The organism is Pseudomonas sp. ICMP22404 (genome assembly GCF_006227205.1).
In the GTDB taxonomy this organism is placed as follows: Bacteria; Pseudomonadota; Gammaproteobacteria; order Pseudomonadales; family Pseudomonadaceae; genus Aquipseudomonas.
On the sequence record NZ_VCNG01000010.1, the window covers coordinates 12,381 to 25,606 of the forward strand.

The following is a 13,226-nucleotide window of genomic DNA, read 5'->3' on the forward strand; positions in this document are numbered from 1 at the left end:
CCAGCCGCCATCGTGCTATCCACTTGCTTCGTTCTAAGGCTTTATCCATGCGTCGATTGCTTTTGCTGTGGCTGCTGTTGATTTCGGGCCTGGCCCAGGCCGCCAATCCCTTCGAAACCAAACCCGATTTCCTGCCGGTGGAAAAGGCCTTCGTGTTTACGTCCGAACGCCTGGATTCCGGTGAGACCCAGCTCTTCTGGCAGATCGCCGATGGGTACTATCTCTATCAGAAGCGACTCAAATTCGATGGCCTTGCCGACGCGCAGAAACCGAAGCTCCCGGCGGGAGAAGCCCACAGCGATGAGTTTTTCGGCGACCAACAGGTCTATCGCCAAGCACTGGAGTTGAAAATTCCGGCGGGCGCCACCGGCAAGATCAAAGTGGGCTTCCAAGGCTGTGCCGACGCAGGACTGTGCTACCCACCCCAGACCCAGGTGGTCGACCTGGGCGGTGGTTCCCCTGCGGTGGCCAAAGGCGAAGCGCCGGACCAGGCCCTGGCCAGCGGCCTGCAACAACGGGCGTTGGGCTGGAGCCTGCTGGTGTTCTTCGGCCTGGGTCTGCTGCTGGCGTTCACGCCGTGTTCCCTGCCGATGCTGCCGATCCTTGCCGGGCTGGTCGTCGGCAGCGGTGCCGGGCCTCGACGCGGCCTGGCTTTGGCGGGCAGCTACGTGATCAGCATGGCCCTGGTATACGCCGCCATGGGCGTGCTTGCCGCACTGCTGGGCGCCAACCTGCAGGCCTTGCTGCAACAGCCATGGCTGCTGGGCACCTTCGCCGCGGTGTTCGTGGTGCTGGCGCTGCCCATGTTCGGTTTCTTCGAATTGCAACTGCCGCCCACCTTGCGCGACCGCCTGGAGAATGCCGGGCGTCAGCGCCGCGGCGGCAGCCTGGTGGGCGCCGGAGTTCTCGGCGCACTGTCCGGCCTGCTGGTAGGTCCCTGCATGACCGCCCCGCTGGCTGGCGCGTTGCTGTACATCGCCCAGAGCGGTAACGCGCTGCACGGCGGCCTTATCCTGTTTGCGATGGGCATTGGCATCGGCCTGCCACTGTTGTTGCTGGTAACCGTGGGCAACCGCTTCCTGCCCAAACCCGGCGCCTGGATGGACCTGGTCAAGGGTATGTTCGGCTTCCTGTTCCTGGGCACCGCGCTGCTGATGATTCGTCCAGTCATCGACGGCTCGCTGTGGATCGCACTGTGGGGTGTGCTGTTGTTGATCGCCGCCTACAGCGCCTGGCGCCAGACCGAAGGGTTCGGCCGCATGGCCTATGCCTGCGGCAGCGCGTCACTGCTGTTTGGCCTGTGGGGCAGCGCGCTGCTGGTGGGTGCTGCCGGTGGCAGCGACGATTTCCTCCAGCCCCTGAAGATCTACACCGGTGCCCAGGGCAGCGCGAGCGTCAGCGCCCACGACGCCTTCATCACGATCAGCGAGCCTGCCGTCCTGCAACGGGAACTGGATGCGGCCAAGGCCCATGGGCAGTGGGTGCTCGTGGACTATTACGCCGACTGGTGCGTGTCCTGCAAAATCATGGAAAAACAGGTGTTCGGCCGCGCCGAAGTGCTGAACGCCTTGGCGGACGTCCGCCTGCTGCGCCTCGACGTGACCGCTGACAACGCCGCCAGCCGCGAACTGCTGAGCCGCTATCAGGTACCCGGGCCGCCGAGCCTGCTGTGGATCGGCGCCGACGGTGAAGAGCGCCGCAGCCAGCGCATCACCGGGGAAATCGATGCCAAGGGCTTCCTGGAGCGCTGGAACAGCACCCGGGACGCGAACTGATGCTGACGCTCACCCTGGGCACCTTTGCCATTGCCCTTAACCACCTGCTGCTGATCAGTGCCCTGGCGCTGGCGACCTTCGTGGGCTGGCGGGTGGCCAAGCGCGGTGGCGAGAACCCTGAGTCGGTGCTGTTCATGCTGTTCCTGCTGGGGCTCCTGGCCGCGCGGATCAGCTTTGTCGTCGCCTATTGGAGCCATTACCAGAACGATCCATGGCAGATCGTCGACTTGCGCGACGGCGGCTTCCTGGCCTGGCCAGGCGTTGTGGCATTGGTAATCGGGACATTGCTGTGGGCCCGACGTCGACCGGCCCTGCGCCGGCCATTGGGTTTTGGCGTCGGCAGCGGCCTGCTGTTCTGGCTGGTGGCGACGATGGCGCTGACGATCTATGAACAGGGCACCCGATTGCCGGACATCGACCTGCGCGACGCCAACGGACAGACCGTGAAACTCACCGATTATCAGGGCGGCCCCCTGGTAATCAATCTCTGGGCCACCTGGTGCCCGCCCTGCCGGCGTGAAATGCCGGTGCTGGAAGAAGCCCAACAACAGCGTCCGGACCTGACCTTCCTGTTCGTCAACCAGGCCGAAAGCATGCAGAGCGTCAGCACCTACCTCGCTACCCAGGGCCTGAGCCTGGACAACATCTTGTTCGACGGCAGCGGTAGCCTCGGCCAGGCCGTGGGTTCCATGGCGCTGCCGACGACGCTGTTCTATAGCGCCGACGGCCGTCTGCTGGGCAGTCATCTGGGTGAACTGTCGGAGGCAAGCCTGGCCCGAGCCCTGGAAAACTTCGAAACGCCGGGTTCAACCACGGCATCCCACCCCGCCACAAGGAAACAGCCATGCCTCGCCTCCGCCACCTGCTGACCCTGGCCGTCGCCACGGCGCTGTTGCAAGCGCCGCTGCTACAGGCCGAAGAACTGCCGGCAGCCATCCAGAAAATCGAAGCCAAGGGCGCGAAGATCGTCGGCACCTTCGAGGCACCGGATGGGCTACGCGGCTACGCGGCGCAATACCAGAACCGCGGCATGGCGCTGTACCTGACCCCGGACGGCCAGCATGTCCTGCTCGGCAACCTGTATGACGCCGACGGCAAGGACCTGAGCGCCGAGCCGCTGCAAAAACTGGTCTATGCACCAATGGCGAAGGAAATCTGGGCAAAAATGGAGGCGAGCAACTGGATCGCCGACGGCAACAAGGACGCACCGCGCACCGTGTACCTGTTCAGTGACCCCAACTGCCCGTACTGCAACATGTTCTGGGAACAGGCCCGGCCATGGGTCAAGGCCGGCAAGGTGCAGTTGCGTCACATCATGGTGGGCATCATCCGCGAAGACAGTCCCGGGAAATCCGCCGCGCTGCTGGCGGCCAAGGACCCGCAAAAAGCCCTGGAAGACCATGAGAAATCCGGCAAGGGCAGTACGCTCAAGCCCCTCAAGGACATACCGCCCGCCGTTCAGGCCAAGCTCGACGCCAACCAGCAGTTGATGGACGAACTGGAGCTGTCCGCCACCCCGGCGATTTTCTACCTGGATGACAAAGGCGAGCTGCAACAGCAGCAAGGCGCCCCATCACCGGACAAGCTGGTGAAGATTCTCGGACCGAAGTGATGTGGATCGAGCCGCCCCCTTCGCGAGCAGGCTCGCTCCCACATTGGCCTGCTGAAACCGGACCTCTGTGGGAGCGAGCCTGCTCGCGATTGCGCAGGGTCAGCTACGCAAAAACTCAAGCAATGCCTCGGTAACGAACCCCGGATTCTCCAGATTGGAAATGTGCCCCGCCTCCGGAATCAGCACATGGGGACAACCGATCAACTCGGCCATTTCCAGAGACTCGGAGGGTGGCCGCGGCTTGTCCTGGTCACCGCACATCACCCAGGTGCTGCTGGCATCCAGCTCACCCAGGCGCGGCAGGATATCGTCCCGGCCAAAAATGATCCGTCCCAACGGCACGATGCTGTCGCGCAGACGATCGGCCGGCAGCGCGGCCAGTGTCGCGCGAAATTGCCGGTACAGCGGCGACTGCGGATCGATGCCAGGCCGGAAGAAGATCGGCACGACAATATCCAGCAACGGTTCGGGAATGCTGCCGCTGGCTTCGATCTTGTCGAACAACGAGAAGTAATACAGCCGCGTTGGCTCCGGTTCGACGCCCACATAAGTGTCCATCAACACCAGCGCCTGGAGCCGTTTCGGCGCCGTCAACGCCAGCCGCGCGCCCCACATCCCGCCCACCGAAAGCCCCACCAGACTGAAGCGATCGATGTCCAGATGATCCATCAACCCCAGGACCTGGCGAGCCAGGTCGTCCAAGGAACTCATGCCCTCGGGCAAACGTCCGGATTGACCATGGCCCCACAGGTCCGGGGCGATCACCCGGTAATGCCGCGACAATGCCTCGATCTGCGGCGCCCACATGCCGTGGTCCCACAAATAGCTGCTGCCCAGTATCACCACCGGGCCGTGGCCCTGGTCCAGATAATGAAGAGGTTGTCCGTCAAGAGTTGCAAAGGGCATCGATGACCTCCTTGTTTGCGCGTGAAAAAACCTGGCCAGACTGACGTGCTGTAAGCCAAGCCGTCAATCGCCGAGGCCATCGGATTTGCGACAGGCACCTGTAAGGTCTGACAGTAGACCGACTCGGTTGCCGGCGATAGCGTGAGGTTTCACAACAATCGGTGGAGACCCAACCATGACAAAAGTCGAGCTCGAAGCTTTTGCTCAGGAGCAGATCGACCTCCTGAGACCGAAAGCTGTCAACACAGACCGGGCGTCCGGACAAAGAGCCAAAGCAAAGCTGCTCTTTTTTGAAGCGCTACTGGCTGCGTGTAGCCACACGCAGACACAGGAACAGTTCGGCTTGATGGATGCGGTCAATGACACCTTCCAGAAAATCGGCGCGTTTGCACCCGGTGATGTCTTTTTCAATCAGCCTGAAAAATGCTGCTCGCTTTATCGCGCCGATTCGCCGGCCTGAAGCCATCGCCAGGCGTGAGCAAGGAGCCCCTGAGACTGCGGTCAATGAACGTGTGATGGCACCAGCGCGATCTGGTAAGGCTTGAAAATCGCCAGCAGTTGACCGTTATCCCGAAGCTTCTGCAGCAACTGTCCAAACACTTCACTGGTGATCGGCGCCTGCGGCCGAATCAGGGCATAGTGGTGGTAAACCTGATCGATACGCTCGGACACCAACAACTGGGGGCCGACCTCAGGATTGCGCAGTATGTAATCGTTCAGGTACGAACGGGTCACCAGGGCGATGTCCGCACGCCCCCGCAATACCATCAACAGGTTGCTGTCGTGGGAGTACGTCAGCGTGGCGTTGTACTGCCCAACCAGGAACTTGGGGTCGGCGTTGAACTCGGCAAAGGCGTAGTGGTAGCCGCTGAACAGGGCCAGGCGCTTGCCCCTGAGGTCGGCGAAATAGCTCTGCTGGCGATCCGGCTGGCGCTGGGTGACGAAGACTTCCGCATCCTCAAGCCCCATGTCCACTGCGGTATGAGGTACATCCTTCCAGCCCCAGTCGGGGTTCTCGAAGATCGCCATATCGACCCGGCCTTGTTTGAAATCATTGAAACGGCGTGGAATCGACGTGGGTACCAGTTCGAACTGATAATCGGTCTGGGAGTGATTCAGGGCTTCGACCAACTGCGGCAGCAGGCCGGTGTCGGCGCCGTTCTCGGGGCGCACGGTATAAGGCGGGAAATGCGCGGCTCCGATCCTGACCAGTTGCGCCGCCGAGACCGGCATCATCAGAAAGACAGCCAGTGCAGCGAGCAAAACACGCAAGCTCATACCCTTCGGCGAAAACATCAAGGCCACCACTCCCCCAAAAGTCCATCCATACATTCAAGCTAGGCGGTTTCAGCCACTTAGCCAGCTCCACGACCACTTAAAGAAGCCGTACGATTATTGTTTTTCTTCCAGCACCAGGATCAGCGCTTGCTCGGCCAACTGGTCGAGGCTCAGGCTGCCCTCGGCACGAAACCAGGTGGTGGTCCAGGACAACGCGCCAGTGAGAAAACGCCGGGTAATGAACACGTCCCCGCGAATATACCCGGCCTCCTTGGCCTGGCCCAATACCTCGAGCCACAAGTCTTCGTAAATATCCCGCAAGGCCAATACTTGCCGTTGCCCCTCCTGGGACAGCGAGCGCCACTCGTAGACCAGTACCGCCATCGCCTCGCCGGTGCCCCCCATGATCGACTGCAATTCGCAGCGGATCAGCGCGAGCACCCGTTCACGCACGTCGCCCGCCTCGGCCAGCGCCGCGCGCATCAAGGCGGTGTTGTAGCGGATGGTTTCTTCCATCACCGCCCGCAGGATCTCGTCCTTGCTTTTGAAGTGGTGGAAAATGCTGCCGGATTGAATACCCACGGCGCTTGCCAAGTCGCGCACCGTGGTGCGTTCGAAGCCTTTGTTGCGGAACAGGTGGGCGGCGGTCTGGAGCAGTTTGCCGCGAGCACTGTCCGGGTCGGTCAATTGTCCGAGACCAACCAGCTCATGCATCACCGTCAGGGCTTTTCGCTCGTCCACCCATTCTCTCCCGCAATCGTCGTGGCGTCGGCAATTTAAGCTGAGCCGGCCACCCAAGCAAGCGCTCGGGCAGAAGTTACGTGCACGAATCAGTCCACCCCCCCTAGGCGAACGTAACGCGTTTGACTACGCTCAAAGCCATCTGCACGCCGATACCGGGAAGCCCGCGATGCCTCAATGGCTGGTAATTGATCTGGAGGCCACCACCGATGAAGGTGGCTGGCCGGTAGCCGAAATGGAAATTATCGAGATCGGTGCCACGCTGGTGAACCGTGACGGGCGCGAGCTGGATCACTTCCAGCGTTTCGTACGCCCCCTGAGACGCCCGCTGCTCACGCCCTTTTGCCGCGAGCTGACGCACATTACCCAAGCCAATATCGACAGCGCAGCGCCCATCTCGGAGGTCTGGCCTGCATTCGAACACTGGCTGGCGCCCTACCACGCGAACCTGGGTGGCTGGGTCAGTTGGGGTGACTACGACCGCAAGCAGTTGCTCCAGGAATGGCAGCAGCAACAGTTACACAGTGTTCTCGCCCGCGTGCCCCACATGAACCTCAAGCAACGCTTTGCCAAGGCCCGTCGACTCGAGCGGCCGCTGGGGCTTAACGGGGCGCTGCAACTGGCCGGCCTGCAGTTTTCCGGTCAACAGCACCGCGCCCTGGAAGATGCGCGCAACACGGCAAGGTTATTGCCCCTGGTGCTGGCGGACTGATCTGTCCCGCCACAGATGACGAGTGTTGAAGCCTTGTGCATACTGGCCGGCCTTTTTCAGCCCTTTTTTCGAGGAATCGCCCATGTTCAAAGTCAACGAGTACTTCGACGGCACCGTCAAGTCGATCGCTTTCGGCACGGCTGAAGGCCCTGCGACCATCGGCGTCATGGCGCCGGGCGAATACGAATTCGGCACGGCCCAGCGGGAAATCATGCACGTTGTGTCCGGCGCCCTGACCGTGAAACTGCCCGGCAGCACCGAATGGGAAACCTTCGCGGCCGGCAGCCGGTTCAATGTACCGGCCGACAGCAAGTTCCAGCTCAAGGTGGCGGTGGACACGGCCTACCTGTGTGAATACCGCGCGTAGGAGCTGTCGAGTGCAACGAGGCTGCGATCTTGTCCCAGGCAGTTGAGTCTTTAGCGAAAGACCGATAATCAAAAGATCGCAGCCTTCGGCAGCTCCTACAGAGGGCTGCGCAGGATTTACTCGAGCACTTCAACCGGCATGCCGACTTCAAGCTGGCCATTGCTGTCATTGACCAGGTTCTGACCGAACATCGGACCGTCCGGTGTCGAACGATACTGCTGCAAAGTGGCGAAAGGCTCGCGGCTCGGATCGCGCTCGCCAGTCTGCGGGTCCACCGTGGTCATGATGCAACGCGAGCAGGGTTTGACCACCCGGAACTCCACATCGCCGATACGGATGCGCTTCCACCCATCCTCGGCAAACGCCTGGCTGCCTTCGACCACCAGGTTGGGACGAAAGCGCAACATCTCCATCGGGCGACCGACCCGACTCGACAGATCCTGCAACGAGGCCTGGCCAATCAGTAGCAACGGGAATCCGTCGGCGAAAGCAACCTTGTCGTCGTCCTTGCCATAACCGGCTGCCGTGGTGCGCGCCAGCTCCACCGGCACATGTACCAGGCGGGTGGCATTGCCGATGAATTCGCTGACCCAGGCCCCCGCCTCGTCACCGGCATCCGGCACACGCAGGGTATCGCGCCAGATGATCACCCCACGGCGTTGCTCTTCTTGGGCAGAGGGCAGCGGCACATCGATGCTGCCGTAGCCCGGCGCGCTGAGGGTCAGGCCACCCGCCTCGTTCCACAGTGCCGAGAGCTGGCTCATCTTCGCCACGGCCCGCTGGGTCAGGAATCGCCCACTGGCTTCATCCACCAGCATCCAGCGCCGGTCACCGTCCAAGCCGAGCTTGTCCAGGCCAATCTCCTGCAAAGACTGGCCCTTGCCGGACTTCAACGGATAACGGTACAGCGCGCTCAGACGCAACATGGTCAGCTCCCGGACGATGGAAAAACGCCACCATATACGAGCCAGCCATCGAAGCAAACCACGATCAGTTTCAGTCGAGCATCAGTCGCTGGCGCACCACATCGACCAGTTTGTCCGGCTGGAATTTGGAGAGGAAGTTGTCACAACCGACCTTCTTGACCATCGAGTCGTTGAAGCTGCCGGACAGCGAGGTGTGCAATACCACGTAGAGCCCACGCAAACGCGGGTCGTTGCGGATTTCGGTGGTCAGGCGGTAGCCGTCCATTTCCGGCATTTCCGCGTCGGTGAAGATCATCAGCAATTTGTCGGTCATCACCTCACCACTGTCGGCCCAGGCCTTGAGCATGTTCAGGGCCTTCAAGCCGTCACCGGCAACGTGCATCTTTATGCCCAACTGCCCGAGTGTGTCGCGCAGTTGCGAGAGCGCGACTTTGGAGTCGTCCACCAGCAGCACTTCGCGCCCACGGGCACGTTCCAGCACCGGATCCTCGAGCTTGTCCCGGGAAACCTTGGCGTTGTAAGGCACGATTTCGGCAAGGACTTTTTCCACGTCGATGATTTCCACCAACTGATCGTCCACCTTGCTGATGGCGGTCAGGTAGTGTTCACGGCCAGCACTGCCCGGGGGTGGCATGATCGCTTCCCAGTTCATGTTGACGATGCGGTCCACACCACCCACCAAGAACGCCTGAACCGAGCGATTGTATTCAGTCACGATAATGGTGCTATTGGCCCCCGGCACCAATGGACGCATGCCGATAGCCTGGGACAGATCGATCACCGGCAACGTCTGGCCCCGCAGGTTGACCACGCCACAGACAAATGGATGACGCTGCGGCATCAGGGTCAACTTGGGCAGTTGCAACACCTCCTGGACCTTAAACACGTTAATGGCGAACAATTGCCGGCCCGCCAGGCGAAACATTAGAATTTCCAGGCGATTCTCACCCACTAGCTGGGTTCGTTGATCTACTGTGTCGAGAATGCTGGCCATCGATGACTCCTGGGATTGTTCGGATGAATCCAATAGAACAGCTATCGGCCGCCCAGACCGGATCTTGACCCCTGCCAGAAATACCTGCGCGAAGGATTGATATCACCTTAACATCATGCTTTACTGCGTTCACCTCCTAATTCCACCGGTTTGCTCCGCTGCGCGACCTCGTTTTGCGCACAAAGTTCCCCTGCCTAAGGGATTCCCCTAGGCACAATCAGGTCCAACCTGATATTCCCGCTATCCAATAGCCATTAATGTGACGCCATTCTCATTGCTGAACGGAGTCAGGCCTTTGTGCGCGACCGCAGGACATCGGACTTCCAGCCTTTCGGCCGATCCCGCCAGTGCAATTGCTTGCAGGCTCGTCCTTACCCAAGGCAAGGGCGCAACGACGCAGGTTCGTTCGTTGCCGACCGCTCGGTTCCGTCGTTCGCCTCAAGCGGTCTCCTTTCGCCTGACATGATGTTGTGGAGATAAGCATGCCAAACGATCGTAAGAATTGGCTCCAGCGCTTTCCCGAGTTCCTGACCGAAGCCGAGACACTGTTGGCCAAGTCGGAGGAATGCCTGAGCCACCTGCAGTTGATCAACAACGACAAGGACGCGATCGATTGCATGCTCAGCACCCTGCTGAAGTTGGCAAACAAGGCCAATGCCTTGGCGCTGGAAACCGTTTCGGAGTTTTCGCTGCATATCCATGGCCTGCTCAGCCATGCACAACACCACATGGAATTGCATGATCAAGCCCTGGAGGCGTTGAAGGATTGCTTCACGCTGATGGCATGGCAACTTGAACTGGTCGACCCTACCACCGGCCAGCTCGGCCTGGACAACAGCGAGCAGACCTCGTTGATCGAAGCATTTGCACTCCAGGTGGGCCAGAATCCCTGCGAGATATTGACCGCAGCACCTCCGCTGAGCCTGCTTACCTATTCACAGAAACAAGCGTGATACCGACGATGCCGGCCCAGCTCGACGCGCCTGCTCCACGGCGCTTTCAATACGCCATGCCGAGCGCGACCAACCATGGATGAAGTGGTACTATGTCTCGCGTCAGACGCTTCAAAACAGCGGCAAGAAATGCCGTCGATCTGAAGCCAACCTCGACCTGAACCATTTACCGACCCGGGCCGTCCCATGTGCTGACCGGCTCGCCCGCAGCGAACATTCATTGGCTCCATCCGTCATGTACGCCAGCCTCAAGTCATTCATCACCTGGCCACCTTCCCGAGAAAACGCCCGCCGGTTCACACTGTTTCTGTGCACCTGCTCGACCCTCGGCTGCCTGCTGACCTATCTGTTTGCCCGTGCGTTGCCATTGAGCTTGCTGATGTTGAACATCGCGGCCCTGGCCTGTGTCTGGGTCCGGTACCAGCTGTCGCGAAAGTCCATCAAGTTCCAACCCGAGGAGTTGGCCGACCGGTTGCTCGAAGTTCAGGAAAACGAACGCCATCGACTCAGTCGCGAATTGCATGACGACATTGGCCAGCTTCTGACGGCGGCGAAACTGCAGAGCGAATGGCTCAAGCGCCGGGTGCCGGACGAATTGCAAGCGCAGTGCTCGATCCTCTGCGAAACCCTGGACGAAACCCTCGATAAAGTCCGCGACGTTTCGGCCATTCTCAACCCGAGGCAGTTGACCAGCCTCGGGCTTGAAGCCAGCCTGCGTGCGCACCTGCTCAAGACATTGGCCAATACCTCGATAAAATGGAGCCTCGACTGCCAGCAGCGCATGACGGGCATCCCGGAGGAAATGTCAGTCGCCGCCTTTCGAATCACCCAGGAAGCGGTCACCAACGTCTTGCGCCATGCCCAAGCGAATAATCTGCTGGTGCGCCTGCAACGCCTGCCCGAGGGCTTGCTCTTGCTGATCCACGATGACGGTCATGGATTTGTCCCCGCGCCCCACCCCGCCCGCGAAGGACAACGCGGCATGGCCGGCATGTCGGAGCGAGTCGAGCAGTTGGGCGGCACGCTGAAAGTCATCAGTGAAGCCGGCAAAGGCACGCACATCGAAGCCCGTTTCCCCTGGGCACCTCGCGCCCTGGCACGGGCCAGTAAAAATAAGGTTCTCCATTGACTTGTAATTTGCTTCTGGTAGACGACCACTCACTGATCCGCGCTGGCGTGCGCGCACTGATCATGGACCTACCCGGCTATGCCGTCATCGGTGAAGCCAGCGACGGCGCGCAGCTACCGGCGCTGGTCGAACGGCTGGATCCCGATATCGTGCTGCTGGATATTTCCATGAAGAACACCAGCGGCCTGGATGCCCTGCGCGAGCTCAAGCAGGTACGGCCACGCAGCAAGGTGCTGATCCTGTCGATGCACACCGATCCGGCGCTGATCATGCAGGCGCTGGAATCCGGTGCCCATGGGTATCTGCTCAAGGACACGACAGCCACCGAGCTGGAACACGCCCTGAACGCATTACGCAACGACGAGCATTACTTGAGCCCCGCCATCGCCCATACGGTGATCAACCAGGCCCTGACCCGTACCCAGCAGAAGCACCAACCTTCTCCGGCCCAGACCCACAATCTGACGGCACGCCAGCTGGAAATCCTGCGGCTGATCGTGCGTGGCAAATCCACCCGCGAAATTGCCAACGGCCTGAGCCTGAGCATCAAGACCGTGGAAACCCACCGGGCCCAGATCATGAAGCGCCTGCAGATCCATGACGTGGCCGGACTAGTGCTTTTCGCGGTGCGAGAGCAGATCATCAGCCTGGACGATTGAGCGCCGCCGAGGCCGCCAGCAAAGGCGAATCGGGCGGCAAATGGACACGCAGCGCCTTCGGACGCACCGTAAACCGCAGGCTGTCGACCTGCAAGGGTTCGCCATCCAGATTGATGTCCAGGCCCTGGGCAACCTTGATTTCCACCCATGGCAAGCGTGCCCGCACGAACATGTTGTCGATGCCCAGGCCACCAGCCAGCAAGTCCTTTAGCGTACTGACCACCTCCTGGGGGGCGGGCAGGATACTGATGTCCAGCAATCCGTCATCGACCAATGCCTGGGGACACAACTCATGGCCTCCTCCGGCCTGCCGGCCATTACCAATGCCCAACGCCAGGAGATCGCCCCGCCAACTGAACCCCGGCCCCTGCAACTCGCCATAGGCCGCACTCAGCTCACTGAAGCGCGTGAGTCCGGTGAACAGGTAAGCGGCTCCCCCCAACACCTTTTTAAGCTCTTCAGAGGTATTCGCAGTGACCTGGCTGCCGAAGCCGCCCGTGGCCATGTTGAGGAAGATCCGTCCGCCGACCTCTCCCAGATCGATGGGGTGCGGCTCAACGTCCAGCAGATCCAGGGCTCGATCCGGTTCCAGCGGGACCCCGACCGCCCGGGCAAAATCATTGGCAGTTCCCAGGGGCAGCAACACCAGACTGGCATCGCTGGAGTCGAGGGCCATCGCTTCGGCGATATCACGCAAGGTTCCGTCACCGCCACCGGCGATCAGTCGCGTATAACCGGCCTCCAGCGCCTCTTCGACACACCGTCGGGCATCGCCCGCCTCCCAGGTCAGTCGTACCGCCAGGTCCCAACCCTGCTTGCGCCTGAGCATCACTGCGGCGCGAACCTCTTCGTTGAGCGCTTGCTTGCCATGCAGAATCAATAGCGCCTTGCCTTTGCTCATCCCGATCTCCGTCATTGGAAGGTTCCAGGGATTGGGACCGCGCATTCGGCTGAAAAAGCCCTTGCCGCGTCAATTTTTTCACAAGAAAAGCCGCTACCCGGTCCACGGATAAACGGCCAGCGCCCCATCGGAGCGATGCCGCTGCACTCAAAGAGTTTTCTTACAAGACTTGGCGAATCAGCTCAATTGACCCTCCAGCAGTATTGAGACACCTTGGCATTCTGTTGTGCTGGACCGATAAAAACACTTATTACACAAGGAAGTGCTAACCCA

At 60.8% G+C, this 13,226-nt stretch carries 15 protein-coding genes; 9 read left to right on the plus strand and 6 right to left on the minus strand.

The window, feature by feature from the left end; translation table 11 throughout:
- The first annotated feature begins 47 nt into the window (after positions 1-47).
- Genes dsbD through dsbG form a run of 3 tightly spaced genes read left to right on the plus strand, consistent with a single transcriptional unit; the run spans position 48 to position 3,387 of the window.
- Complete coding sequence (gene dsbD / locus FGE05_RS17675; protein WP_139646943.1) at positions 48-1,775, plus strand: protein-disulfide reductase DsbD; 1,728 nt, start codon at positions 48-50, stop codon at positions 1,773-1,775.
- Complete coding sequence (locus tag FGE05_RS17680; protein ID WP_139646945.1) at positions 1,775-2,644, plus strand: TlpA disulfide reductase family protein; 870 nt, start codon at positions 1,775-1,777, stop codon at positions 2,642-2,644. The genes dsbD and FGE05_RS17680 overlap by 1 nt, the downstream gene beginning before the upstream one ends.
- The gene (gene dsbG, locus FGE05_RS17685; RefSeq protein WP_139646947.1) at positions 2,620-3,387 is read left to right on the plus strand and encodes a thiol:disulfide interchange protein DsbG; all 768 of its coding nucleotides are present in this window, start codon (positions 2,620-2,622) and stop codon (positions 3,385-3,387) included. Before FGE05_RS17680 ends, dsbG begins: the two co-directional genes overlap by 25 nt.
- A gap of 99 nt (positions 3,388-3,486) precedes the next feature.
- Here the strand turns inward: dsbG and FGE05_RS17690 are convergent, their stop codons facing one another.
- Complete coding sequence (locus FGE05_RS17690; RefSeq protein ID WP_139646949.1) at positions 3,487-4,293, minus strand: alpha/beta fold hydrolase; 807 nt, start codon at positions 4,291-4,293, stop codon at positions 3,487-3,489.
- Between the two features lie 175 nt (positions 4,294-4,468).
- Between FGE05_RS17690 and FGE05_RS17695 the strand changes: the two genes are divergently transcribed.
- Positions 4,469-4,753 (plus strand): hypothetical protein, encoded by a 285-nt coding sequence (locus FGE05_RS17695; protein ID WP_139646951.1) that lies wholly within the window; start codon positions 4,469-4,471, stop codon positions 4,751-4,753.
- 41 nt (positions 4,754-4,794) lie between these two features.
- Here the strand turns inward: FGE05_RS17695 and FGE05_RS17700 are convergent, their stop codons facing one another.
- Both FGE05_RS17700 and FGE05_RS17705 read right to left on the minus strand, forming a co-directional pair.
- Positions 4,795-5,571 (minus strand): ABC transporter substrate-binding protein, encoded by a 777-nt coding sequence (locus FGE05_RS17700; protein WP_139646953.1) that lies wholly within the window; start codon positions 5,569-5,571, stop codon positions 4,795-4,797.
- 114 nt (positions 5,572-5,685) lie between these two features.
- Positions 5,686-6,312 carry a TetR/AcrR family transcriptional regulator gene (locus tag FGE05_RS17705; protein WP_139646955.1) on the minus strand — a complete coding sequence of 209 codons (627 nt, stop codon included), beginning with the start codon at positions 6,310-6,312 and terminating at the stop codon, positions 5,686-5,688.
- 169 nt (positions 6,313-6,481) lie between these two features.
- Between FGE05_RS17705 and FGE05_RS17710 the strand changes: the two genes are divergently transcribed.
- Positions 6,482-7,024 carry an exonuclease domain-containing protein gene (locus FGE05_RS17710; RefSeq protein WP_139646957.1) on the plus strand — a complete coding sequence of 181 codons (543 nt, stop codon included), beginning with the start codon at positions 6,482-6,484 and terminating at the stop codon, positions 7,022-7,024.
- A gap of 82 nt (positions 7,025-7,106) precedes the next feature.
- Positions 7,107-7,391: a pyrimidine/purine nucleoside phosphorylase gene (locus tag FGE05_RS17715; RefSeq protein WP_139646959.1), complete on the plus strand. Its 285-nt coding sequence runs from the start codon at positions 7,107-7,109 to the stop codon at positions 7,389-7,391.
- 116 nt (positions 7,392-7,507) lie between these two features.
- On the opposite strand, the gene FGE05_RS17720 is transcribed toward FGE05_RS17715, so the two are convergent.
- Positions 7,508-8,317, minus strand: coding sequence for an MOSC domain-containing protein (locus FGE05_RS17720; RefSeq protein ID WP_139646962.1), 810 nt, complete (start codon positions 8,315-8,317; stop codon positions 7,508-7,510).
- A gap of 70 nt (positions 8,318-8,387) precedes the next feature.
- A complete protein-coding gene (locus FGE05_RS17725; protein WP_139646964.1) occupies positions 8,388-9,311 on the minus strand; it encodes a chemotaxis protein CheV in 924 nt (307 codons plus the stop codon).
- Between the two features lie 482 nt (positions 9,312-9,793).
- Between FGE05_RS17725 and FGE05_RS17730 the strand changes: the two genes are divergently transcribed.
- From FGE05_RS17730 to FGE05_RS17740, 3 genes are all read left to right on the plus strand, one after another.
- On the plus strand, positions 9,794-10,264 hold the full coding sequence (locus FGE05_RS17730) for a hypothetical protein (RefSeq protein ID WP_139646966.1): 471 nt from the start codon (positions 9,794-9,796) through the stop codon (positions 10,262-10,264).
- A gap of 235 nt (positions 10,265-10,499) precedes the next feature.
- Entirely contained in the window at positions 10,500-11,393 is an 894-nt protein-coding gene (locus tag FGE05_RS17735; protein ID WP_139647308.1) for a sensor histidine kinase, read from the plus strand.
- Positions 11,390-12,052, plus strand: coding sequence for a response regulator transcription factor (locus FGE05_RS17740; RefSeq protein WP_139646968.1), 663 nt, complete (start codon positions 11,390-11,392; stop codon positions 12,050-12,052). The genes FGE05_RS17735 and FGE05_RS17740 overlap by 4 nt, the downstream gene beginning before the upstream one ends.
- Here FGE05_RS17740 and yegS read toward each other — a convergent pair.
- Positions 12,036-12,953, minus strand: a complete 918-nt coding sequence (gene yegS, locus FGE05_RS17745) for a lipid kinase YegS (RefSeq protein ID WP_139646970.1) — start codon at positions 12,951-12,953, stop codon at positions 12,036-12,038. The two genes, FGE05_RS17740 and yegS, sit on opposite strands and share 17 nt — an antisense overlap.
- Between the last annotated feature and the right edge of the window lie 273 nt (positions 12,954-13,226).